Origin of the sequence: uncultured Victivallis sp. (genome assembly GCF_944391105.1) — a bacterium.
In the GTDB taxonomy this organism is placed as follows: domain Bacteria; phylum Verrucomicrobiota; class Lentisphaeria; order Victivallales; family Victivallaceae; genus Victivallis.
This window is the reverse complement of record NZ_CALXSK010000030.1, coordinates 24856-47412: the sequence shown is the minus strand read 5'-3', so window position 1 is coordinate 47412 and position 22557 is coordinate 24856. Positions and strand designations below refer to the sequence as shown.

Sequence of the window (22557 nt, the reverse complement as noted above, 5' to 3'; positions counted from 1 at the left end):
TCAAGAGGATTTTGAGTTATTTCAGTTTCGGTTTCCATCACACACGCGAGGGCTGCTTAGCCTAAGAATATCAATAATTTTTTGCTCTTCTTGATTGCAAAAAACAAAATCTCATGGTATACTTATCTCATAAAACTTTACCAGAAGAGGAAGTAAATCATGGCAAAAGTACATATTGAAAATCCCCCTGCAATCATGGAGTTCTTGAAATCTGATCTTATTCTGGAGGATCTTTCTTCATGGAGTTGGCCAAAGCAGAATGACAGTACCAATGGAGTAACTAATCTCAGTTATAGAGAATTTATGCAGTTTTTGCGCAACCTTGAAAAAGAGAAATTAAAGAAAAATCCTCCTAAGAGTAAAGATGAAAAAAAATTTGAAGGCATAGGTGGTCTTTTTCGTATTCGCTGGAATCTCAATAAACCATATAATTTTTCTTTGCGCACTGCAATTGTTACTGTCGCATATGGGCTCAAAGGCAATATAGCTGATAAAATGAAAATAGAAAGTTACCCTAATGATATTTTGTATATAGGAAAATCCCGAGATGTAAGAAAGCGAATAGATAGAATGTTTTCCTCTCAAAAAGGGGCTAATCTGGTTACGAGAAAACTTACAGCCTTGCTTAGCCGCAAACAACCAGGCGAACAGCCCGATAATGTAAGATTTGATAAATTGAAAGAGGTTATGCCTGAAATTATTTTCGACTTTGTGCTAGAGGAACATCCCGTCAAACGTGACTTCATGAAAGCGTATGCAGTAAGCAACGAAAAGCCTTGCTTAAACATTGGACTGGAACATTAGGATCGCAAATAGTTTCAGGTTCCCTGAAGAATTTTACGAAATATGCCCGTTCTCTACCGAGGTACCACAGCCACGCCCGGAAAGGCATCCGGAAGTACCACCGAGTACCATTGGAAATCATTTGGAATTATATGGAACAGAGTTTCATTGCACAAAAACTTGATATCCACCTGTTGCTTCCTGAAATTCACAACACATTCAGTATTCTCATCCGGGCAAAGTACCATCAAGTACCATTGAAATATATTCATCGGTACCGTTTGAAGTTAGTTACGAATGCTACCGGAAGTTTGCTTCAGGCGGGAGAGGTCGTTTTTACGCCCGGATTTAGATACCCTTCTGTTTTTCTCCCGGGTACCAATTTTACGCCCGGAAACGCCCTTTGAGGTACCACTGAGTACCACTCGAAAATTTCTCATCCCCCTGTTTTCGGCTTTCTCCTGCTGCGGAGATGTCGGAACGTTACCGCGCTTTCCGCCGTTTTTTCCCCTCAGTGACTTTGACTGGAAAAGGGTTCTTCCCCGGTTTGAGCCGTGATTTGCTTCAAAACCGGCTTTGAAAATCTGAATAGCATGGAAAAAGATCGACCTTAGCCTTATCGTTTTGTCTCATCACGCGCAAACCCGGGAGGCAAAATGTCGATCACATTGCTTCAAAAAAACAGAAAGTCCGTGGATTTCAACATAACCGAAGGATTCAACAACAAGATTCGATGGCTCATTCGCCTGGCATATGGCTTTCGAGACCTATTTTATCTCAAATTGAAGATATTTCAGCTACCCTCAATTCAACCTCAGAAAGAGCTATGATTTATGGCTCAAAACGGAGAAGTGGTAAAAAAATGGCTCCGGCAGCTGGATTCGAACCAGCGACCAAGTGGTTAACAGCCACCTACTCTACCGCTGAGCTATGCCGGAGCGTTTCAATGTTTCATAAAATAACCCGCTTCTCCGAAAACGCAAATCAAAATTGAAAAAAAATCCCTTTTTTTCCTGATTTTTGAACTCAGACTGCCGGAGGAGGCCGGCCCATCCGTCATGTTTCGCCTCCTGAATCGAAAAAAAAGAAAAATTCCAACCTCCGGGGGTGAAAAAAAACAAATCCGGTGTATATTATTCCAATTTCCCGTTTCTAAAACAGTAACTTCGCAAGGAGAACCAACATGAGTTGTCCGTATCAGTGCTCGCACGAAGTCGAGCAGATGTGCCGCGTCGCCAAAGGCGTCAAACACGGCCCGGCCCCGATTCCCGAAGAAGGGAAGTGGGTCAAATCCAAGCAGATCACCGATATTTCCGGCCTGACCCACGGCGTGGGCTGGTGCGCCCCCCAGCAGGGCGCCTGCAAACTTACGCTCAATGTCAAGGACGGCGTCATTCAGGAAGCTCTCGTCGAAACTCTCGGCTGCTCCGGCATGACCCACTCCGCCGCCATGGCGTCGGAAATCCTCCCCGGCAAGACCATTCTTGAGGCTCTGAATTCCGACCTCGTCTGCGACGCCATTAACGTCGCCATGCGCGAACTCTTCAAGCAGATCGTCTACGGCCGCACTCAGACCGCCTTCAGCGAGGGCGGTCTGCCCATCGGCGCCGGCCTTGAAGACCTCGGCAAAGGACTCCGCTCCCAGGTCGGTACCATGTTCTCCACCCTCGAAAAGGGACCGCGTTACCTCGAAATGGCCGAAGGCTATGTCCTCGAACTCGGACTCGATGAAAACAGCGAGATCATCGGCTACAAGTTCGTCCACCTCGGCAAAATGATGGAAGCCATCCGCAAGGGCGTCGAACCCGCCGAGGCATTCAAGTCCAATGTCAAGAGCTACGGCCGTTTCGACGAGGCCGTCAAGAAAATCGACCCGCGCAAAGAATAAGGAGTTCATGACAATGAGCGTGAAATTTGAAGGATACGAGCGCCGGATCGGGAAAATCGAGAAAGCGCTGAAAGAGTACGGCCTCGAATCTCTCGAAGCCGCCCGCGACCTCTGCCTCTCCAAGGGCGTCGATGTCGACAAAATCGTCCGCGGCGTCCAGCCGATCGCGTTTGAAAACGCCGTCTGGGCCTACACCCTCGGCGCCGCCATCGCCATCAAGAAGGGATCCAAAGATGCGGCTGAAGCCGCCGAGAACATCGGAATCGGACTTCAGGCATTCTGCATCCCCGGCTCCGTCGCGGATTCCCGCCAGGTCGGCATCGGCCACGGCAACCTCGCCGCGATGCTGCTGCGCGAAGAGACCAAGTGCTTCTGCTTCCTCGCCGGTCACGAGTCGTTCGCTGCGGCCGAGGGCGCGATCGGCATCGCCAAAACCGCCAACAAGGTCCGCAAGGAGCCGCTCCGCGTCATCCTGAACGGCCTCGGCAAGGATGCCGCCTACATCATCAGCCGCATCAACGGTTTCACCTACGTTGAGACCGAGTATGACTACTTCACCGGCGAGCTGAAGGTTGTGGAGGAGAAAGCGTTCTCCAACGGCCCGAAGGCGGCGGTCAAGTGCTACGGCGCCGACGACGTTTCCGAAGGCGTCGCGATCATGATCAAAGAGGGCGTCGATGTTTCCATCACCGGAAACTCCACGAATCCGACCCGCTTCCAGCATCCGGTCGCCGGCACCTACAAGAAGTGGGCGATCGAGAACGGCCGCAAATACTTCAGCGTCGCCTCCGGCGGCGGCACCGGCCGTACGCTGCATCCGGACAACATGGCTGCCGGGCCGGCCTCCTACGGCATGACCGACACGATGGGCCGTATGCATGGCGACGCGCAGTTCGCCGGTTCTTCCAGCGTTCCGGCGCACGTCGAAATGATGGGTCTCATCGGCATGGGCAACAACCCGATGGTCGGTGCTTCTGTCGCCGTCGCGGTGGCGGTTTCCCAGGCGAAGTAAGATCTTTCGCTGCAAAAAGCTGCGTCCCGTTGAAATATTGACGGGGCGCTTTTTTTATGTCGATCATGCGTCAAGCGGGGAGCGATTGCAGCATCCGGATAACGTGGTGGGCAGTTTGTGGCGGGATCGTCACACTCCGCGTCCGTGATCGCATCCGGAGAGAACGGGGCTGGAGAAGTTCGATGTCTGTTCTCCGCCCCGTTCCGAGCGGGAAAGCTACTGGCGCGTCAGGATCATAATCGGCCACAGATGCGGCTGATAATCGCAGTGCTGCCCCTGAACCACCGAACTCGAAAGCCCCTTCTTTCCCGAAGCCAGTTTCGGATCATCGCGGTCATGCAGAAAGATGGCGAATCCGGCCAGGGTTCCTTCGGTGAGTTTCAACGGTTCCAGATACCGTTGCGGGAAGATCATCGTGTAGCGGTAACCTTCCGCCGTTTTCCGGAAAGTGCATTTGACGTTGCGCATCGCCTCTTCCTTCGACGGCATGTTCAGCGCTCCCATCAGCTGCATCGTCGGTTCGCGGAGCCGCCAGACGGAACCGGAACCGTCCGCGCCGTCGACGGCCTGGCCGAAGTCGTACCGGTAATCGTCGAGGTCATAGCCCCGTGTATCCTTGAGCAGTGCGTTGGCGCCGGTGTCGAAGTAAAGTTCCGCGCAGCCGTCGAGCAGGTAGAGTACGTCGCGACGGCCGTTTTTGAACGCTTCGGGATAGAACTGGAACTTATCGTCCTTCGCGTCGATCATCACGTAAAAGTTCTTCTCGTCCCATGCGGCGCGGAAGGTCGCTTCGAGGTCGCCGGGGTGGCCGTGCGGAATGTTCTGCAGGGAAAACTGCACATAGCGACTGGTCAGCGGGATTGCCGGAATGGCGTTCCACTCCGGTGCATCCGGATTTTCCGGCAGCGGCCGGGCGGTGCAGGGCACTCGGAAGAAGGTGATTTTCCACTCCAGTTCAACCGATTCCCCGTCCGGTGCGGTCAGGCGGATCGGTTTGTTCCAGTGATACATCTTTCCGAACTCCGTGGCAGATTCTTTCGGCAGGCGAAACGAACTTTCTCCCGGAGGAAGCGTGACATCGCGTCTCCAGCTGCCGATCTGCACCCGAAGTTGGCGGGACTGTGTGGAACGGTTCGTGAGCGTCAGCGTCAACCCGCCCGACGCATCCGGAAAGACCGAGGCGCGAACCGCGTCGGCGAGGCGGCTCAACCCCGCTTCCCGGAAGCCTTCCAGAATCGATTCCGGCTTGCCGATCAGAAAGAGCGGCGCGGGGGAGAGACGAATCTTCACCGAGCCGTCCGGAGCAGATTCCGGAGTGCGGACGTTGTTCATGAGGTCGCGGAATTCCGGCAGCTCCGGGAAGCGGCACGCGAGTTCCGGGCCGCGCACCAGTCCCGACTCAACGTTCTGAATGGTGCACCAGACCGCTGCGACCGCCGTCCCGTCCGGATAGTCAAAGAGATAGCCCCGCATTCCGGCCGGGAGCGGCAGATCGGCGCGGAATTTCGCCTTGTCCAGCAGATGACCGAGCGTGTTGACTGCCGCAGGGGCCGACATCATGTCAAGATTGGCGCCCAGAAACATATCGTCGGAAATCCAGCAGTTCGCGTGTTTGACCTGTTCATATTTGGAAGCGATGATGTAAAGCCGCGTCAGCCATGCCGCCTGCAGGAATTCCGTGAGCCCGAAGTCATAGCTCGGACGCAGGCCGCGGAAGTTGTCCGCCCACAGCCCGGCGTTCCAGGCGGAGCAGCGGAAGTTTTTGGCGTTGAAGCACTCCGTGAAATAGATCGGCGTTTTTTCATCATATCCGTACCGTTTCATGGTGCTGACCAGATGGGAGACGGCAGCATCGAGTTCCCCCCAATTGTTCGTCCCATCCAGCAGATGATAGGGATGAATCGAGACAGCGTCCCACTTCACCTTGCCCTGCGTGCTGCGCAGATATCCTTCGATCTCCCGGTATCCGCGCAGCTGAGTGTAGCCGGCCGCGCCGGTATCGGGCATGAGCTTCACTTCGGGGCGGGCCCGTTTCGCTCCGCGGGCGAACGCGGTGAGCACCTTCGCCCATTCGTCGAACTGACCGGATTTGATGAGCGGGGAGTGGGACTCGGTTTCATTGGAGAAGGCCCATACGTCGCTGGTGCGGTTGTTTTTCACGGCTTCATAGGCCAGCGATTCGACTTCCTTCTCGATTTCCGGCGTGATTTTGTTTGCGCGGATGATCTCCCAGACCCGTTTGTATTTTTCCGGCGAGAACACCTGCGAGCTGTTGTCCAGCATCGCGCCGTAGCAGTGGAAGCCCGCCCGGATCGGCAGCCAGGCGCCGGGCTCGCGCTGATCGAAACCGCCGTAGGTGTAGGCGCCGAAGCCGCAGCGGGTCAGCTGCTTCATGAACTCCTCCGCCCGGATATGGCGGAAATTGATGGATGTTCCCAGCAGATCCCGGTTCGAGTGTTTCCCGGAGAGCGGTTCAAGGATCGACATGCGAAAGTAATCCGTGAGGACCGGCCGCCCGGCAGGATGATACTCCGCCTGCAGGACAAAGACCCCTTTGCCGATCACGGCTCCGTCCAGATCGAGCGACAGAGTTTCTCTGCCTTCCTGATCCAGCGTGAAGGAGCGCTCCGCCTTCCAGACTGTTTCCCGGTAATAGTTGAACAGCTTGAACGTGATGGTCCCGGTGAGTCCCGGCATTCCGGTGAGTTCGAATCTTCCGTCGATCGCGTTCCCCGCGTCAAGGTTGTTGTCCGGGGCGGCGGTTGAGAGCCACCCTTCGACCGGCGGCGCTTCGAATTCACCGGCAGTGCGCCCTTCTTCGAGCTGGATGTTGTCGATCAGCGCTTCACTGCCGTCTTCGGGCATGCCGATCAGCAGACCGATGCCGGAGTTGTCGGAGCGGAATCTTATCTCATATCGTTTCCATTCGGTGGTCAGGATTTTTGTCGCTCCTGGATTTTGCTTATAATGATTGTGGGTGTTGTAGATTGCGCCCCAGATGCCGGAGGTGACTCCGACGTAGAGCTTTTCGCCTCCTTTTTCGCCTTTTGCATAATAGCTGATGGTATAATCCGTTCCGGATTTCAGCGGAAGCGGCATGGAGCGCAGCCAGGAACCCTGCGGCTGCACGGTTCCGTTGATTCGCAACGCACGTTTCCCGAAAGGGGTCTCGCTGCTGATCGTGTACCGGCAGGGATCGCCCGCGGTGTAGTGGTTGAACGGCGGTGGCGAGATGCTTCCCCAGTAACGCAAACCCTGTTCAAAACCGGGATTCGGAAGGCGGTTCCTCCCGGGAAGGTTCGGAACGTGCATGGCGTCTTCCCCGTAGAAATCGATTCCCCCGGTCGGAGGGCAGGCGGCTTTCCGGGAGACGGCGGATCTGCCGAAATCGATCAGCAGCGAACCCTGCGTTGCCCTGCGGTCGGAGAAAAACTCCAGCTTGACCGCACGCATCCGGTAAAGGCCGTTGAAATTCGTTCTCAACATCTCGCTGACATGCGTGTCGATTCCCGGGGTTTCGATTACGAAGGATTGTTGCGGCGTATCCGGTGCGTAAACGGTTTTTCTGCTGCGCAGGCGATAACTGATGGTGCGGTTCGGCGCTTTTTCCAGCTCTTCGGCCGAATATTTGCGCAATGGAGTCCGGTCGAATTCAATCCCGTATTTCAGATGGCATTCGGAAGCCCAGGTGGTCTCGAACTGCGGATACAGCAGGAAATCGGGCAGTTGATCCGCCTCTTTCCGGGAAATACCTGCATCCCAGAAGAGTTCGATTTTACCGTTTTTCTCTTTCAATATCCATTGAAACGTTGCGCTTCTGCCGTCCGGCAGTTTCCACGGCCGGGAGCCGGAGATCGTATTGGCCGCAGGATCGATCCGGATTGTAAACGGAGTATTGTTGAAGGGAAAACCGTAACTGCCCCTGTAGTGACCTTGAAACAACAGAGATCCCACATGCTCGGAATCGATGTAGATGCGGATGGTTCGATCATCGGCTTCTTTGCGCATGAAAATGCCGATTTGTTTGTTTCCTGCCTGAAATTCCCCGCGAAACAGGTCATGGCTGCCGTCTTTGAACGTTTCTGTATGCAACTCCGGTTTCAGCGAGACGATTTCCGCCTTCTGCTCAAACGGCGGTTCCCAGTCGGGCAGGGGGGCGGCCGATGTTTCGCTGCAAAGGTGACAGAGTATTGCGATTGTTACAGGCAGTAGTTTGCGAACCATGTTATTCCTCTTCTTAAAAATCCATGAGCGTGAAATAATCTTTGACGAACCGGACAAAATTGGCTCTTGCCGCATTCAACTCTGTGCCACTCTGGCTTTTCGCATGACCGTCCGCATATGCGATATTGGCACGGCCGGAATGAATCAGGTGGATCACGCCTTCGTCTCCTTCAAAATCAAAGTTAGGCCGTCCCATTCCCGGAGTGGAGGAGGTTGGCGGGCAGACCGTATCTCCAACCAGCGGCAGTTCGGAGAGCAGTTTCATGCGCTTGGTTGAGTGCAGGTGCGTCCGGTAGGAATCCGCGATGACCGCAAAATCTCCGAAGCCGCGCGGATTGGTCTGCGACAGAGATTTGCCGTAGTCCTTGAGGACCCCGTAGACATTTCTCATGACCGATGCGGAGGCATTTCCGAATGGAGCCTTCAGACCGAACGGTTTTCCGGCATCGTACTGGTTGGAGGGACATCGCAGGAGTTTGACGGGAAGATAGCGCGCGCCGGTCAAATTCACTGTACTGTCGCATTGATAATCTCCACCCGTGAGAACCTCCATCCAGTACGCGGTCGCATGGTTGTTGGAGGCAACGGAAAAAACCATGAATTCATCGCTGTCGTTCGCATATTGCTGCTGTGCCAGCGCAATCTGCTTTACCTGGTTCAGACAGCTGGTTGATCTCGCTTTCTCGCGGGCATGATTCAAGGCGGGCAACAGCATGCTTGCCAATATTGCGATGATCGCAATCACCACGAGGAGCTCGATCAAGGTAAACGCCGCTTTGACCGTTGCATGGCTGTGGGAGGCGGGGGGCGTGTCCGCCGCCCCCCGCACCCCCTGCGTCCGGCAAGGTGCCGGTGCCGCGTACGGGGCGGAGCCGGACGTGGCCGCGGTCGGCCGGCGCGAGGGGAAAGAGCCGCAAAAACGCGAACAGCTCTTCCCGCTTTTCTGCGGAAAGACCCATTCGCGTTTTTGCTCCACTTCGCCGCTTGCCGAGCGGAGACTTTGTTGCGGGGCGATGACTGGCCGATGGGGAGTTTGATGGTTGTTCGGTACGGGGAGAGACGCGGCTGCCATAGCCGCTTTCTCTCCCCCGAACCCCTCTCTTGACTGCCCGGTGCAGACAAGGAAAGAATGGTATATTTGACAAATTTTCACAACAGGAAATTCTATTTGTGTAAATCTAACTGTTTGCATTGCAACGTTGCTGAGCGGGCGGGAGGGGACTGCTGCCTTTTTTTTGCTTCGTGTCGAACGGAGACCTCTTGCGGGAATTGAGATTGTTTTCATGTTTCATCTCTCCTATTTGACTGGTTAACTATATATATAGCTACTTTAATTATACTATAAGACAGGAGGATTGTCAAGGAGAACAGCAAAAAAAAAATGTTTTTTGTATCAAAATGTTCAAAAACGGGAAAAGGCTCCATTCAGCCAGTCATCATACGGGGAAACGGGATTGGAAAGAAAACGGGATTTTTTTCTGATCCATCCGGAATGCGGTCTCTTCTTCTGAGGCCTGATAGAAACAATAATTCTCCAGCAGCAGGCTCAGTTGATGAATCTGCTCCGCATTGAACAGAAACAGAGGCGTGTAGGTGAACGCATCCGGAGTCGGAAACAGGCTGTCCCATCGACCGTCCCGGTTCCAGCAGTAATCGGTCGGCGCAATGTCTTTCCGGGGAGAGATCATGCCGGTCATCGAACAGAATTCGAGTTGAAACGGGCGCGAGAGCAGGATTTTCATAAGTTTCCAGACCCGTTCGCGTTCGTTGAGCGTCAGATCGTGGCGCAGAAACGCCTTGAGGCAGTCAAAGCCGATGTTGCAGATTTTCCGGCCGTCCGGCATGTGGTAGGGAAGAAATGCGAATTCCGGAATCCGTTTCTCCGGATGGGCGGGACTGAAGTTCTGCAGAATGATCCAGGAGGGGAGATTCAGGTGAAACAAGGCCCCCCCAAGGAAAAAGTTCTCCGGGGAATCCTCCGGGATGTTGCGCAACTCCCGGACGATTTCGAAGAAACGGTGTCCCCCCTCGGACTGGAAAAGCGGAGCTCTGCCGTGAAAAAGTTCCTCCGAATAGGAGATCTGCGACAACAGCACATCGGCAGTATGGGGAAATAACGTTGCAAGCTGCGGCTGAATGGTGCAGTTGCACAGCATTTTATGATGCTTCCGGGTCTGGTCGCGCAACTCCTTCCAGCGTTCCAGCGGGTTGCCGAGCGTCTCAAGCGAGAGCCCGAGCTCGCGGAGAAGCCGGACATTCACCCCCATCTGCTTGGAGATTCCGACAAATGGCAGCGCACAACCGTAGTTGCGGACGGTCACTGGCTGCAGTTCCTGGAGAATCGTTTGATATCCTTCAAATTGCATCAGTTGCGCCGGCAGCATTTCACAGATGCTGTCCTGGTTTGGCAGGACGGAAAGCGCGGCCTTGTAGTTTGCCTGTCGCTCCCGTCGCACGGAGGGGAGCCCCAGATCGTCCACTTCCGCAAATTCAAAATCCAGATGCAGTTCCGCGCCGCCGGTATGTTTTTTCAGCAGTTTCGCCAGCTTAGGAAAGGGCAGTGTGGAAGATTTGAAGTTGATCAGCACGGTCAGAGGATGGCCGCCGGAGATGTAAGTCCCCGTCCCGTTGCGGATCTCGACAAGTCCCTCCGCCGCAAGTTTTTTCAGAGAGGTGGAGACCGTGAGATAACTCAGGCTGAATCGATCTGCCAGCTCCAGATAGCCGGGCAGCCGGGAGCCGGGGCGGAATGTGCCGTCGGCGAGCTTCTCCCGGAGATAGGATCGAATTCTGTCTACTGCTTTCATTGGCGCGTTCCGTGTGTTGCAGATTTTGATTCCGCTGTAAAATATAGACGATTTCGCCGCAATTGCAAGTTGTCGAAATATCCGCGCTCTCCCGGTCGGGGAGGCCGCAGGGACGTCGATGTGGATGATGATTCAGGCGAGGAGGTGGGCGCCGCAAATGAATGCGGCTGATTTTTCCGGAATTTCGCCGGAACGGAGGTTGCAATCAGTGGAAACGGGATTATCTTAACGGGAAAGTTGACGATTGTCACTGGTGCGCGGTTCCGCGTATCGGGATCACGTCGAAGATCATAACCTCAGGAAAGTGAAACAATGAAACGATCACTCAAACTCATGATGCTGATCGCCGTCATGGCGGTCGTCGCCGGGTGCCGGTCAACAGGCGGGGGAGCCGTGGATTCCAGAACCTCCTTTGCGAAGGATGCACTCATGCCGTATGTCGAAAACGGTCAGCTTCCCGGCGCGATCAACGTCTTTTACAAGAACGGAATTCAGGAGACCGCCTGTGTGGGGTTTGCCGACGTTGCCGCCAGGCGCCCGATCACGATGGATGATGTTTTCATGCAGTGCTCGCAGACCAAAGGCTTCTGCGGCGTTACCATTGCCATGCTGGTTGAAGAGGGGAAGATCTCCCTTGATGACCCGGTTTCGAAGTATCTGCCGGAATTCCGCGAACTCTGGGTCCTGAAATCCAACAAGGATGGCGTCAAGACGCTTGAGAAGGCGAAGAACACGCTTACGATCCGTATGGTCATGAACCATACCGGCGGTTTCCCGTTCGAGATCAGCGCAAAACAGGGGAACATCAAGGGCGGCGGCTGGAGCGGCGGCGCCCCGCTGCGGCAGACGGCCGCGATTGCGGCGGCATCTCCGCTGATGTTCGAACCCGGCACGAAGGTGCAGTATTCCAACACCGGCATCGACATCGGCGCGGCGATCGTCGAGGTCGTGACTGGGCAGAAGTGGGAGAATTTTCTGAAGGAGCGCGTTCTCGATCCGCTCGGGATGGCGTCCACCTGGTTCTGGCCGACCGATGAACAGCTTGAAACCCAGGTCGAAATGTATGACTGCGTGAAGGACGCTCCCGCGAAGTACCGTCTCCAGAATGACATGCAGCAGCGTCCCTACAACGACTCCCATGTGTTTGCCTCGGCTGGCGCGGGACTCTGGACCACCGCGAACGACCAGCTCAAGTTTTACAAAATGCTGATGAATCTCGGCGTCGGCGACAACGGCGTGCGGATCCTCAAGGAGGAGACGGTCAAGGAATTGCTGGCGAAGTCGACCCGCCCGAAGGGGATGGGCGGTTACTCGCTCGGACTCAACGCGCCGGAAGTGGACAGTGAGGAGTCCTGGTTCGGCCATGGCGGCGCATGGGGCACCAACTGCATGGTCAACTGGCATCGAAAGGAACTGAAGCTCTGGGTTGTCCAGCTCTGCGGCAATCCGCGTCCCTGGGACAAGGCTCGCGGCGAGGCGGAGAAGAAATTTTTCCAGTATGTGATCGACAACAGCGGCGCGGAGGCCTACACCAACCGGGTCAACTGAACAGTCGTCTGAAACGTTCACGGTATTTTGCGGCGTATCTGCTGCAAAGTACCGTTTTTTCGTTCGGTGGCGGACGTTTGATTTTTTCTGTTTCGCGCATTATATTGCTTCATGGCAATCGCTGTGACTGGAGGGCAATGAGATGAAGGAGTTTCCGCTTTCGAAGGTTTTCACGTTGATCGAACCCGGTCCGGTTCTGCTGGTGACGACCGTGTCCGGGCGCAGGAAGAATATCATGACGATCTCATGGAGTACGGTTCTGGACTTCAACGCGAACTTTGCGATTGTGACCGGTTCCTGGAATCACTCCTTCGAGGCGTTGATGACGACCCGCGAGTGCGTCGTTGCCGTTCCCGCCGTCGATCTGATGGAGAAGGTCGTCGATATCGGCGCGTGCTCGGGCGCGGATGTCGACAAATTCAAAAAGTTCGGCCTCACCCCGAAAAAAGCCCGGGATGTCAAGGCTCCGCTGATTGCGGAATGCCTTGCCAACATCGAATGCCGGGTGGCAGATTATATCGAGGCGCACAGTATTGTCATTCTCTCGGCGGAACGGGCCTGGATCAATCCCGACAAAACGGAGAAACGGACTTTCCATGCGGTGGGAGACGGTACGTTTATCGTAGATGGTGAACATGTTACGAGTTTGCGTCCCCGCATGATTTCGAAACTTCCGCCTGCCTGACCGAGGGGTCTCTTCCCCTCTGGTTGTGGTGCACGCCATCGGATAAGCCGGTGGGTTTGATGGAGGAGATCTATTTCCGATGGAGTTCCTGAATCCAAAATGTCCTCAATCGATGGAATCGGGAACTGTATTTCAAGTAATTTCTGAGCCTCGCAGCTTTGCTCGATTCCCTCAAACAGAGAGTCGAGAAGATTAATACTGAATCGGCACAGTTGCTGATGTTGACTTTCGATGAATCATTTATCTCTTTGAACAGAAAAATAAAGATAAAAAAAGGACGGGATATATTTTTTCTATATTCACCCTTTGAAACAGGTCGGCGTACTCTTTGCGTAATCGACTAAGATCGCATGGCGACTCTGGATTGCAAAGCAGAATTTCCTCCTCTGCCGATGAAAAAATCTTTTTTCGATTGACAAAACGGCAACATCATGCTAAGTTTGTCCGGTGCTGATTTCCCCTTGATGTCGAATCTCGAGCTGATTCGAAATAAAGAGTAGATGCACCCTGTTAAACAACTTATCCCGTCGCAAAATTCGGGACGCGATCCAAACAGAATAAGGAGTCGGAATTTCATGGAAAAGGCAAAAGTCTATTTTACGAATATGCGCGTAAAGCCGGAAGGACGGAATCTTCAGGGGAAACTGGAGCTGCTGATGCGGAAGGCGGGAATGGAACAAATTGATTTCAAGGGGCGCTTTACCGCAATCAAAATCCATTTCGGGGAAACCGGCAACCTTTCGTTTCTGCGTCCGAATTTCGCCCGGACCGTGGTCGACGAGGTTCGCCGACTGGGCGGAAAGCCCTTTTTGACCGACTGCAATACGCTGTATGTCGGCTCACGCAAAGATGCTCTTGAACATATCGAGACCGCATACCGAAATGGATTCACTCCCTATACCGTCGGATGTCATGTCATCATCGGTGACGGGCTGAAAGGGACCGATGATGTCACCGTTCCCGTTCCGAACGGTGAACTGGTCCGGGAAGCAAAGATCGGCCGGGCGATCATGGATGCCGACATCATCATCTCCCTGAGTCACTTCAAAGGACACGAGATGACCGGATTCGGCGGCGCTCTGAAGAATCTGGGCATGGGCTGCGGTTCCAGAGCAGGAAAGATGGAACAACATTGCGACGGTAAGCCGACGGTCAATCGCAATCTCTGCATCGGTTGTCATGCCTGTGCCCGGATCTGCGCTCATGGCGCACCGGAGTTCACGGATGGAAAAGCGACGATCAATCATGACAAATGCGTCGGTTGCGGCAGATGCATCGGAGTTTGTCCGAAAGACGCCGTAGAACCCTCCTGGGGACAGAAAGAGGGGCTCGTCGACAAGAAAATGGCGGAATATGCAATGGCCGTTGTCCACAATCGTCCGCATTTCCACATCAGCATCGTCATGGATGTCTCGCCGTTCTGCGACTGTCATCCGGAGAACGATGCTCCGATCATCCCGGATGTCGGCATGTTCGCATCTTTCGATCCTGTCGCTCTCGACCAGGCTTGCGCGGATGCGGTGAACCGCCAGACTCCGATCGCCTCAAGTCTTCTCGGCGATCACGGAGATCATTATCACGACCATTTCAAAGACGTTTCTCCGATCACGAATTGGGAAATTCAGCTGATCCATGCACAGAAAATCGGACTCGGAACCCGGGAGTACGAGCTGATCGAATTCTGATTCCATGAGAAAATGGAGAGGGGGGGGGCGCTGCTCAACCGTGAGGTTTGGCAACCGCCCCCCCCTTGTTTGCGGCGTCGCGTCAGGAGAAGCTGACCGGTACCCGGCAGCGGGCCGCGATGCGGGCGCGGAAAGGTTCCAGCTGCTGTTGGGAAGCGAATTCTCCGGCCAGTCCCGGTTTGCGGCCGAGCCGTGCCAGTTTCGACTCTCCGAGCGGATGGTAAGGCATAAGGTTGATTTCCCGCACGTGAGCGAGGGTATTCGCGGTGCGGGCGATGCCGTCGGCGTGGTCGTCGCGGTCGTTCAGCCCCGGAATGACGGGACAGCGCAGGATCGACTCTCCTCCCGCGGCGTCGAGCCGGGCGAGGTTTTCCAGAATCGGTTCGAGCGGGACGCCGGTGTATTGCCGATGACGTTCCGGATCGCTCTCCTTGAGGTCGTAGAGGAAGAGGTCGACGTTTGGGAGCAGTAGCTCGAGTTTGTCCCACGGGGCAAAACCGCAGGTGTCGAGGCAACTGTGCAGCCCGGCTTTCCTTGCTGCGGCAAGGAGTTCCGCCGTAAATTCCGGCTGGAAGAGCGGTTCGCCGCCGGAGAGGGTCATGCCGCCGCCGGAGTTCTCATAGAACACCCGGTCTTTGAGCACTTCCTCGATCACCTCTTGCACGGAGGCGGTGCGGCCGATGAGTTCACGTGCTCCGGCATAACACTTTTCGGTACAGCGGCCGCAGGAACGGCACTTCGAGCGGTCGAATGTGCCGTTTTCGAAGCAGCCGTTCGGGCAGGCTGAAACGCAGTACCCGCAGCCGATGCACTTCTCCGGCAGGAACGAGAGTTCCGGTTCCCTGCGCTGCGACTCGGGGTTGTGGCACCAGAGACAGCGCAGCGGACACCCTTTGAGGAACACCGCCGTCCGGATTCCCGGTCCGTCGTTGATGGCGAACCGCTTGATGTCGAAGATCATTCCGGTCATGGTATCAGAACATCCGGTTTCCCGTTCGCTCAGCGGTAGGACTCCTCAAGGATCGAGAGGGATTCCTCGCGGTTCATCTTCACGCGGTCGAGTTCGAAGAGCCCGCCCATGGTCTCCCATGCGTTCTCATTGATCGCGGGGAGTTCTTCGCGTGTGATGCCGTAGTCGGACATTTTGAGTTCGTCGACACCGCAGTCGCGCTGGAGCTTGTCGAGTGCGCCGAGAAAGTCGCTCTGACCCGCGGCCTTCGCGAGCGCGGCGAACTGCTTCGGGGCGCGCAGCGCGTAAAATTTGAACCACGCCTTCGAAATCATGATCAGCGCCGCTCCGTGCGGAACGTTCGGATGGAATCCGCCGATCGCATGGGCGAGCGAATGCTCCGAGGTGCAGCACGAGGTCGCTTCAGCCATGCCGGAGAGCGTGTTGGCCAGCGCCACGTCGGTTCTTGCCGCGAGATCCTCCCCGTCGCGCACCGCCCGCGGCAGCGACTTGCAGATGAGCTCGACGCTCTTGAGGCAGTAGAGGTCGCTGATCGGCGTCGCACAGTTTGCGAGGAAGCACTCCGCAGCGTGAAAGAAGGCGTCAAATCCCTGGAACGCGGTCAGCTGCGGCGGGACGGTCAGCATGAGTTCGGGGTCGACGATCGAGATCTTCGGGAAGGTCATTTCACCGCCGAATCCGATCTTCTCATTGCCGTTCGTGACCACGCTCCACGGATCGGCTTCCGTTCCGGTTCCGGCGGTTGTGGTGATCGCGATGATCGGCAGCGCAGGGTTCGGAATCGGCAGCGCCTTTCCGGAGCCGCCGGAGACGTAGTCCCAGTAGTCGCCCGGATTTGCGGCCATGATCGCGATCGCCTTGGAGGCGTCGATCGGGCTGCCGCCGCCGAGGCCGATCACGAAGTCGCACTGCTCCTGTTTCGCGAGCGCCGCGCCCTCCATGACCTGTTCCCTGGTCGGGTTGGCCTGCACCTTGTCATAGACGACCGCCGAGACATGGTTGTGTTCGAGGAGCTTGACGACCCGGTCGAGCGTTCCGGAGCTGCGCATCGACTTGCCGCTGGTGATGACCACAAGTGCGCGTTTTCCGGGCATCGGCAATGTGCCGAGCATGCCGAGCTGGCCTGCGCCGAAGTAGAGTTTGGTCGGAATGTGGTTGACGAATGGTTTCATGAGCCTCTTTCTCCTTCCGATTGAATCGTTGCAATACTATATGGCATGTTCCGTTCTTTTCAAGACTTCAAGCTGCAAATCCCGTGAGAGACGGTTGTAATATTCGCTGTAACCGCCGATCCGGACGATGAGTTCCGGGTGGGCGTCCGGATTTTCACAGGCTTTCTTCAGCGTCTGCTGATCGATGAGCGTGGGCTGGAGCTGAAGTCCCCCCTGCGCGAAGAAGCCGCGGATCAGCGATTGCAGCTTCGGACGTTTATCCGGAGAAGCCGCGAGTGAACGCTCAAGCCGCACATTCAGCACGAGTGTCCCGATCCCGAGAGAGGACGGGAGCCTGGCAACGGAGTTCAGGAGTGCGGTCGGACCCTTATGGTCGGTTCCGGAGACCGCGCCGATCGAGTCGACGACGGGGGCGCCCGCCTTCCGCCCGTCCGCCGAGGCGTCGACATAGGAGCCGTGCCACGCGTATCCGGTCAGGAGGATGACGGCGGGATAGGCGGGACCTCCGAGCCGCATCTTGTGTTTCCGAATCTCCCGGAAGGTGAATTCCGCGAGTTTGCGGGCGATCTCGTCGACTTCGGACGAATCGTTGCCGAAACGTTCCTGGAGTCCGCGCATGGCCGCGAGGCTGTTGACCGCGTCGGTCATTCCCGCGACGTTTACGATGCTGCCGCGGCAGCGGGCGCCGCCGGCATTGTATTCGGTCTCCCGGTCGATGCAGTCATCGACGAAAAGTGTGCGGATCAGCTGTGGCCGGTAGCGGGCGGCGAATTCGCTGTTCATCCGGACCGATTCGGCGAACTCCCCGATTTTGCAGCGGATGTCCGCATGAAATTTCGCCGGGGTGCTGTTGTTCAGGATGTCCAGCAGGTGGATTCCCCCCTCGGTCGAACCGACGTTCGAACACCCTTCGAACATGAGTTCGGTGCAGCCGCCGAATACGAAGTGTTCCCGGTCGAGGCCTCGGGCGTCGGTCATGCGCGGAATCGCGTCGCGGTAGGCGGACGCGTTGTAGAGACTCGGGCATGGGATGCCTTTCCCCCAGAGGTCGAGAATCTCATCCCAGAGTTCCTGCGGAGTGTCGGGTTCGATGAGGATTCCCGCGTTCGGGCGCCGGAGTTTCTGGGCGCGCAGGCAGAGCTTTGTGAAGGCCGGATATTTCCCGGTATGAAGAAAGTGCCAGCCGTCATGCAGATCGACGGCACGGTAGAGTTCCTCGATCCAGGCCTGCGCGTCCGGTTCGCCGCGGAAGTATTCGCCCATGCAGTCGTCGAAACGCCCAGCCGAATCGTACTGGTCGAGCGCGAAGAAGAAGTTGAAACTGCGCATCGCGCTGTAAAAGTCGTGTGCCGGAGAGAAGGCGCACATTTCGATGTCGCCGGGGGCGCGGCGCAGGAAATCCGCGATTCCGGCGAGTGTGTCCGAGAGCGCATGCCGGAGCGGGGAGGGGGACATTGCGTCGACCCGCTCGCAATACGTTTTCAACCCTTCGCGCAGGATGCGGCGGTAATTCAGCACGGTGTGGGTTCAGCCGTCGCCGCCGATCCGGTAGCGTGGTGGAATCGTGCTGCTGCGGAAAAATTGCAACTCCTCGATTATTCGGTCGAGCAGATTGCGTTCGAAGGGGTCGTTCAACAGTTTCCCGCCGTATTCCCGCAGTCCTTCGTAATCGCATTCGAGGCTGAACGAGTAGTGAAACCGGACGAAACGCCCGGCCAGTCTCCAGATGTCCTGTTCCGGGGCGGGATAGAGTTTTCCCGTTTCCGGCGGGGGGACGGCATGCTCGAAATAGCGACGCAGTCCGAGGCCGTACCGTTCGACGATGGAGGCGTTTTCGTGTTCGAACATCCCGGCTGCGAGCGGTTCTCCGAGGCGATAGAGAATGTCAGCTTTGCGGTTCATGAAACACTCCTTGTTTCGTCAATATTCACTCCTGCGTCATCATAATTGCTGATTCCGTTGAGTTTCAGTTGTGCGTCAAGCGCACGTTCCCCTGCATTCACCGTCAGCCTCCTTGTAACCGATCGAATTGGAAATCTGTTTTGCGCATTCAAGTACACGGTTCTGTATTTCAGGAAGAGAGGCCCGGTTGAGCCGTGAGGACAGTCCGGTGATGCCGATTCCGGCGACTGCCCGGCCCGTCGCGTCGAAAACCGGCGACCCGATGCAGTAACTGCCGACCACGTATTCATCGAATTCGGAACTCATGCGGGTGTGCCGGATCTGTTCGAATTCCCGCCGCAGCTCATCGGGATCGATGATCGTATGCGGTGTGAGCCGCGGAAGCGGTCGCGCGAGAAACATCGCAATCTCCTCCGCCGGCAGAAACGCCACGACCGCCTTGCCGAACGCGTTGCCGTGCAGATGCAGCCGGATTCCCGGCCTGACGGCAAGGTAATAGTCGGCCGGGGGCGGAACAAAATCGAGTTGAAGCATGTGATCCCCTTCAAACACCTGAAGCTGACAGCTTTCGCCGCACTCCCCGGCCAGCGCTTCCAGATGCGGACGTGCCTGTTTGCGCAGATCAAAGTTGTTGTGCAGTCTCATCCCGAGCGAAAAGAGTCCCGAGGTCAGTTCATATTGCCCCGCCGGATTCCGCTTCACGTAACCCTTCTCCTGAAGCACATTCAAAACCCGGAATGTCAGATTCGGCGTGAGTCCGAGCCGTTTCGCCAGCTCCGACGGTCCTCTCGCCCCCGGATTCGCGGCCATGAATTCCAGAACCTCCAACGTGCTGGCCGCCGCAGGCGCACTGTATGTCTTTCGTGACATCAAGATGAATTCCGTTTTAAAAATAAAATATCGTTTTGTATATAGAATAGCTTGCGGGATTTTAAATGCAAGAGCATCGGCTGAAAAAAAGTGGAAAATTTTCCGTGTTGAGCAGCCGGGCAATCTGGTTTGTCGGATATTCCCGGCTGCGATTTGCACTCGAAGGGGAAAGGGATTATATTAAAAATTGGAATCAAACCGCAGGAAAGGGGAATTCAATGAGGAATCAACCGCGTTTTTATCTGGCAACCAATCTTCTCGCCGGACACTCCTGGAAATTCATGCTCGTGCAGTCGATTCTTTCGATTCTGCTTGGGGTGTTTTTCATGATTCATTACGGTTCGGCGCTTATTGCATTTGCTCTGCTGCTGGGCGTGATGCTGCTCGGATGCGGGGTTCAGGGGTTTGTACTGATGGCGCTGAATCGTCGATTCAAGTTCGGCTTCGCGCTTTATTCGCTCTTCTGGTTTCTGGCGGGGATCGTGCTGGTCAGCTGGCCGCTCGCGAGTGCGGCGTCGTTGCTGGTGGTGCTCGGGATCTGGTTCGTCATTCACTCGATCGAACTTCTGACCGGAGCGCTGGTCGACCGGATTCACACGCCGGGATTCCGGATGCTTGTGGCGCTGAACGGCATTGTGACACTGGTATTCGGAGTCATGATTGCGGCGATGCCGGTCGCGTTGGTCGGCTTCGTCAACTTTCTCTTCGCATTCTTCCTGATCTTCTACGGGTTCGTCACGCTCGGCGTGGCGCTCCGTTTCCGCCGGATCACCCGGAGCATGGAACAGGACAATCCGGTTCCTCCCGACCTCGGGACGGAATAAAAGCCTCTCCTTTTCATGATAGACCGTGTCCCGGAGGAATGGAGGGCGAATTCCGTTCGTGGGTCGGCTTTTCTTCTGCGCAAATCGCCCTCGCGGAAGAGAAAATGGTATCGGGTAATTGCTGAATGAAAGCAGAAAGAGGGGGAGCCATATGTTGCGGCAGCTGCGTTTTTTCCTCAAAAATAACCTTCAGAGCAAGAACTTTTTGTTTGTTCTGCTCGTTCAGCTGATTTTTTCGATTCTGGCCGGAGTGTTGTTTTTTGTATTGCTCCGAAAGATTTCCGCCAAGAGTGATGAGTGGCAGATACGTTTCCAGGACTCCGGTTTGTTTTCTCTCGAATCGATCCAGAATGGGTCGGTGCTCATCGCAGTGGCGGTGCTGCTTGTCATGTTGTTGCTCGGGTGCGGGATTCAGGAATTTGCACTGATTCTGCAGAACCGGAGATTCCGAATCGGAATTTCCTGGATTTTTCTGCTCATTCAGTCGGTGGCTCTGATTCTGCTCGAACTGTTTTTTTTGATCTACCACCACTCCGCTTTTATTTCGTTTGTGGCGCTGCTCGGAGCCATATTGCTCTGGCGCGGGGTGCAGGGATTTCTGCTTGCCGCGTTGACGTTGAGATTCCGACTCCATTCCATATCCATCGCTCTCTTCTGGTCCCTGATAGGAGCGCTGCTCATCTCTTATCCAGTGTTTTTCTTCTGGATGCTGGTGTTATTTGTCGTCCTTTATCTGATCGACCGGATAGGACTTTTCAACCTGATCGACCTGTTGGATCTGCTTGATGATTGGCTGGACTGGTCGAGCTGGTTGGACTGGTCGAGCTTGTTCGACTGGAAGAAATGATCTGAAACTTTGCATTTCCGGCGGTGCGGAATAACGCATCGGACGATTAAAAAGCGGGAGCCTGGACGGCGGCTCCCGCTTTTTCCTTTCCTCAGAGCCGGTTTTTTTTTACTGCTTCTGACCGTTTTCGAAGTAGCGCACAAGTTCCGGTGGAAGCGGCGGAACATCCTGCGGCGTGTTGCCGTTGCGCATCGATTTGTGACCGAGCACGCCGGCGGCGACCGCATCGCGGGCGGCCAGCGGCGAGGCGTTCGTCGGAGCCCCGTCCCGGACGAACGCAAGGAAGTTCGCCACGATCATCGGGTCGGAACCGCCGTGCGAACCGCTCTCCGGCTTCAGATGGTAGATGATGTCCGGTGTCGCGCGCGGACCGCGCCGGGTCCAGACGTGAATCCGGCAGTCGCCGCTGTCGCCGATGTTTTCCACTCTTCCCTTTGTTCCGATGAACGTATAATTGCGTTCCGCGTCCGGCGCGTAATGGCACTGCATGTAGACCGCCTGCGCCCCGTTCTCCAGCTGCAGCAGAACCATGTTGTGATCCTCCACGTCGATGATCGGGGAGAATCCGGTCTGCTCCAGCGGAGGATACTGTTCATCGGACCACTTTGCGCAACCCGGTTCGTCGGGGGAACGGCGGGCGCAGCGGTTGTAGACCGAGAGCATCCCCATGCCGACCACCCGCTTCGTGTGCGACCCCATGAGCCAGTGCATCACGTCGATGTCATGTGCGCCCTTCTGAAGCAGCAGTCCGCAGGTGTTCTTCTGTTCGGAGTGCCAGTCGCGGAAGTAGGCGTCGCCGCCGTAGTTGATGAAGTGGCGGCACCAGCCGGCCTGCACTTCGCCGATGAGTCCGGAGTCGATGACCTCCTTCATCTTCAGAATCGCCGGGAAGTACCGCATGTTGTGGCCGACAAAGAGCTTCGACCCGGTGCGCATGGCGGTTTCCAGGATGCGGTCGCACCCCTCGATCGAGATCGCCATCGGTTTTTCGAGATAAACCGCCTTTCCCGCTTCAAGAGCGGCAACGGCCATCTCCTCATGCAGAAAATCCGGCGTCATGATGAATACGACGCTGATCTCCGGATTTGCCAGAACATCCCGGTAATCCTCCACCGCGGTGGCGTTCGGGAATTTTTCCGTAAACTCCCTGCGGGCGGCGGGGGAAACATCCGCGCCCATCACGATTTCCCACCCCTCTTCCGGATGATGAGCGTTCCAGGCGTGGTGGCCGCGCCCGCCGGTCCCGATGACTCCGATTTTCGCAGTTTTCATGACAATTGCTCCCAGTTGGTTTGCATCTTTTTTTATTATGCGTTAATTTAAATGAGAATTCAATGGAA

At 55.8% G+C, this 22557-nt stretch carries 18 protein-coding genes and 1 tRNA gene; 9 read left to right on the top strand and 10 right to left on the bottom strand.

All coding sequences use genetic code 11. From position 1 onward, the window contains the following. Positions 1-159 precede the first annotated feature (159 nt). Together Q0K10_RS10235 and Q0K10_RS15630 are read left to right on the top strand one after the other, a co-directional pair. A complete protein-coding gene (locus Q0K10_RS10235; RefSeq protein ID WP_294506609.1) occupies positions 160-804 on the top strand; it encodes a hypothetical protein in 645 nt (214 codons plus the stop codon). A gap of 635 nt (positions 805-1439) precedes the next feature. Beyond that, positions 1440-1613, top strand: coding sequence for a transposase (locus Q0K10_RS15630; RefSeq protein WP_366942992.1), 174 nt, complete (start codon positions 1440-1442; stop codon positions 1611-1613). A 33-nt stretch (positions 1614-1646) separates the two neighbouring features. Here Q0K10_RS15630 and Q0K10_RS10230 read toward each other — a convergent pair. After that, positions 1647-1721, bottom strand: a tRNA-Asn gene (locus Q0K10_RS10230). Positions 1722-2005: 284 nt separating this feature from the next. On the opposite strand from Q0K10_RS10230, the gene Q0K10_RS10225 reads away from it, so the two are divergent. Beyond that, positions 2006-2671 carry a hypothetical protein gene (locus Q0K10_RS10225; RefSeq protein WP_366942993.1) on the top strand — a complete coding sequence of 222 codons (666 nt, stop codon included), beginning with the start codon at positions 2006-2008 and terminating at the stop codon, positions 2669-2671. 13 nt (positions 2672-2684) lie between these two features. Then, positions 2685-3683: a GGGtGRT protein gene (locus Q0K10_RS10220; RefSeq protein ID WP_294506605.1), complete on the top strand. Its 999-nt coding sequence runs from the start codon at positions 2685-2687 to the stop codon at positions 3681-3683. A gap of 216 nt (positions 3684-3899) precedes the next feature. Here the strand turns inward: Q0K10_RS10220 and Q0K10_RS10215 are convergent, their stop codons facing one another. The 3 genes from Q0K10_RS10215 to Q0K10_RS10205 all read right to left on the bottom strand — a co-directional run bounded on the left by Q0K10_RS10215 (position 3900) and on the right by Q0K10_RS10205 (position 10714). Then, positions 3900-7907: a carbohydrate binding domain-containing protein gene (locus Q0K10_RS10215; RefSeq protein ID WP_294506603.1), complete on the bottom strand. Its 4008-nt coding sequence runs from the start codon at positions 7905-7907 to the stop codon at positions 3900-3902. 13 nt (positions 7908-7920) lie between these two features. Then, positions 7921-8979, bottom strand: a complete 1059-nt coding sequence (locus Q0K10_RS10210; protein WP_294506601.1) for a prepilin-type N-terminal cleavage/methylation domain-containing protein — start codon at positions 8977-8979, stop codon at positions 7921-7923. Positions 8980-9343: 364 nt separating this feature from the next. Further along, positions 9344-10714, bottom strand: coding sequence for a GntR family transcriptional regulator (locus Q0K10_RS10205; protein ID WP_294506598.1), 1371 nt, complete (start codon positions 10712-10714; stop codon positions 9344-9346). A 312-nt stretch (positions 10715-11026) separates the two neighbouring features. Here Q0K10_RS10205 and Q0K10_RS10200 point away from each other — a divergent pair, with 312 nt between their 5' ends. The 3 genes from Q0K10_RS10200 to Q0K10_RS10190 all read left to right on the top strand — a co-directional run bounded on the left by Q0K10_RS10200 (position 11027) and on the right by Q0K10_RS10190 (position 14632). Beyond that, positions 11027-12262, top strand: a complete 1236-nt coding sequence (locus tag Q0K10_RS10200; protein ID WP_294506596.1) for a serine hydrolase — start codon at positions 11027-11029, stop codon at positions 12260-12262. Positions 12263-12404: 142 nt separating this feature from the next. After that, complete coding sequence (locus Q0K10_RS10195; RefSeq protein WP_294506594.1) at positions 12405-12947, top strand: flavin reductase family protein; 543 nt, start codon at positions 12405-12407, stop codon at positions 12945-12947. 575 nt (positions 12948-13522) lie between these two features. Beyond that, positions 13523-14632 carry a DUF362 domain-containing protein gene (locus tag Q0K10_RS10190; protein WP_294506592.1) on the top strand — a complete coding sequence of 370 codons (1110 nt, stop codon included), beginning with the start codon at positions 13523-13525 and terminating at the stop codon, positions 14630-14632. An 82-nt stretch (positions 14633-14714) separates the two neighbouring features. On the opposite strand, the gene Q0K10_RS10185 is transcribed toward Q0K10_RS10190, so the two are convergent. The 5 genes from Q0K10_RS10185 to Q0K10_RS10165 all read right to left on the bottom strand — a co-directional run bounded on the left by Q0K10_RS10185 (position 14715) and on the right by Q0K10_RS10165 (position 19546). Continuing rightward, positions 14715-15602 (bottom strand): glycyl-radical enzyme activating protein, encoded by an 888-nt coding sequence (locus Q0K10_RS10185; protein WP_294506590.1) that lies wholly within the window; start codon positions 15600-15602, stop codon positions 14715-14717. Positions 15603-15631: 29 nt separating this feature from the next. Next, positions 15632-16774: an iron-containing alcohol dehydrogenase gene (locus Q0K10_RS10180; protein ID WP_294506588.1), complete on the bottom strand. Its 1143-nt coding sequence runs from the start codon at positions 16772-16774 to the stop codon at positions 15632-15634. A 36-nt stretch (positions 16775-16810) separates the two neighbouring features. Further along, on the bottom strand, positions 16811-18292 hold the full coding sequence (locus Q0K10_RS10175) for a pyruvate formate lyase family protein (RefSeq protein ID WP_294506586.1): 1482 nt from the start codon (positions 18290-18292) through the stop codon (positions 16811-16813). Positions 18293-18301: 9 nt separating this feature from the next. After that, positions 18302-18676 (bottom strand): hypothetical protein, encoded by a 375-nt coding sequence (locus Q0K10_RS10170; protein ID WP_294506584.1) that lies wholly within the window; start codon positions 18674-18676, stop codon positions 18302-18304. Between the two features lie 75 nt (positions 18677-18751). Beyond that, positions 18752-19546, bottom strand: a complete 795-nt coding sequence (locus tag Q0K10_RS10165) for an IclR family transcriptional regulator (protein WP_294506582.1) — start codon at positions 19544-19546, stop codon at positions 18752-18754. A gap of 218 nt (positions 19547-19764) precedes the next feature. On the opposite strand from Q0K10_RS10165, the gene Q0K10_RS10160 reads away from it, so the two are divergent. Together Q0K10_RS10160 and Q0K10_RS10155 are read left to right on the top strand one after the other, a co-directional pair. After that, positions 19765-20370 carry an HdeD family acid-resistance protein gene (locus Q0K10_RS10160; RefSeq protein ID WP_294506580.1) on the top strand — a complete coding sequence of 202 codons (606 nt, stop codon included), beginning with the start codon at positions 19765-19767 and terminating at the stop codon, positions 20368-20370. A 151-nt stretch (positions 20371-20521) separates the two neighbouring features. Next, positions 20522-21217 carry a hypothetical protein gene (locus tag Q0K10_RS10155; protein WP_294506579.1) on the top strand — a complete coding sequence of 232 codons (696 nt, stop codon included), beginning with the start codon at positions 20522-20524 and terminating at the stop codon, positions 21215-21217. A gap of 108 nt (positions 21218-21325) precedes the next feature. On the opposite strand, the gene Q0K10_RS10150 is transcribed toward Q0K10_RS10155, so the two are convergent. Beyond that, entirely contained in the window at positions 21326-22489 is a 1164-nt protein-coding gene (locus Q0K10_RS10150; protein WP_294506578.1) for a Gfo/Idh/MocA family oxidoreductase, read from the bottom strand. Positions 22490-22557: the final 68 nt, after the last annotated feature.

What these genes read in the sequence shown, in the direction of transcription:
- Q0K10_RS10155 (WP_294506579.1), top strand. Translation starts at nt 20,522, where the DNA reads ATGTTGCGGCAGCTGCGTTTTTTCCTCAAAAATAACCTTCAGAGCAAG.
- Q0K10_RS10235 (WP_294506609.1), top strand. Translation starts at nt 160, where the DNA reads ATGGCAAAAGTACATATTGAAAATCCCCCTGCAATCATGGAGTTCTTG.
- Q0K10_RS10190 (WP_294506592.1), top strand. Translation starts at nt 13,523, where the DNA reads ATGGAAAAGGCAAAAGTCTATTTTACGAATATGCGCGTAAAGCCGGAA.
- Q0K10_RS10150 (WP_294506578.1), bottom strand. Translation starts at nt 22,489, where the DNA reads ATGAAAACTGCGAAAATCGGAGTCATCGGGACCGGCGGGCGCGGCCAC.
- Q0K10_RS15630 (WP_366942992.1), top strand. Translation starts at nt 1,440, where the DNA reads ATGTCGATCACATTGCTTCAAAAAAACAGAAAGTCCGTGGATTTCAAC.
- Q0K10_RS10215 (WP_294506603.1), bottom strand. Translation starts at nt 7,907, where the DNA reads ATGGTTCGCAAACTACTGCCTGTAACAATCGCAATACTCTGTCACCTT.
- Q0K10_RS10180 (WP_294506588.1), bottom strand. Translation starts at nt 16,774, where the DNA reads ATGAAACCATTCGTCAACCACATTCCGACCAAACTCTACTTCGGCGCA.
- Q0K10_RS10160 (WP_294506580.1), top strand. Translation starts at nt 19,765, where the DNA reads ATGAGGAATCAACCGCGTTTTTATCTGGCAACCAATCTTCTCGCCGGA.
- Q0K10_RS10170 (WP_294506584.1), bottom strand. Translation starts at nt 18,676, where the DNA reads ATGAACCGCAAAGCTGACATTCTCTATCGCCTCGGAGAACCGCTCGCA.
- Q0K10_RS10195 (WP_294506594.1), top strand. Translation starts at nt 12,405, where the DNA reads ATGAAGGAGTTTCCGCTTTCGAAGGTTTTCACGTTGATCGAACCCGGT.
- Q0K10_RS10210 (WP_294506601.1), bottom strand. Translation starts at nt 8,979, where the DNA reads ATGGCAGCCGCGTCTCTCCCCGTACCGAACAACCATCAAACTCCCCAT.
- Q0K10_RS10205 (WP_294506598.1), bottom strand. Translation starts at nt 10,714, where the DNA reads ATGAAAGCAGTAGACAGAATTCGATCCTATCTCCGGGAGAAGCTCGCC.
- Q0K10_RS10225 (WP_366942993.1), top strand. Translation starts at nt 2,006, where the DNA reads ATGTGCCGCGTCGCCAAAGGCGTCAAACACGGCCCGGCCCCGATTCCC.
- Q0K10_RS10165 (WP_294506582.1), bottom strand. Translation starts at nt 19,546, where the DNA reads ATGTCACGAAAGACATACAGTGCGCCTGCGGCGGCCAGCACGTTGGAG.
- Q0K10_RS10185 (WP_294506590.1), bottom strand. Translation starts at nt 15,602, where the DNA reads ATGACCGGAATGATCTTCGACATCAAGCGGTTCGCCATCAACGACGGA.
- Q0K10_RS10200 (WP_294506596.1), top strand. Translation starts at nt 11,027, where the DNA reads ATGAAACGATCACTCAAACTCATGATGCTGATCGCCGTCATGGCGGTC.
- Q0K10_RS10220 (WP_294506605.1), top strand. Translation starts at nt 2,685, where the DNA reads ATGAGCGTGAAATTTGAAGGATACGAGCGCCGGATCGGGAAAATCGAG.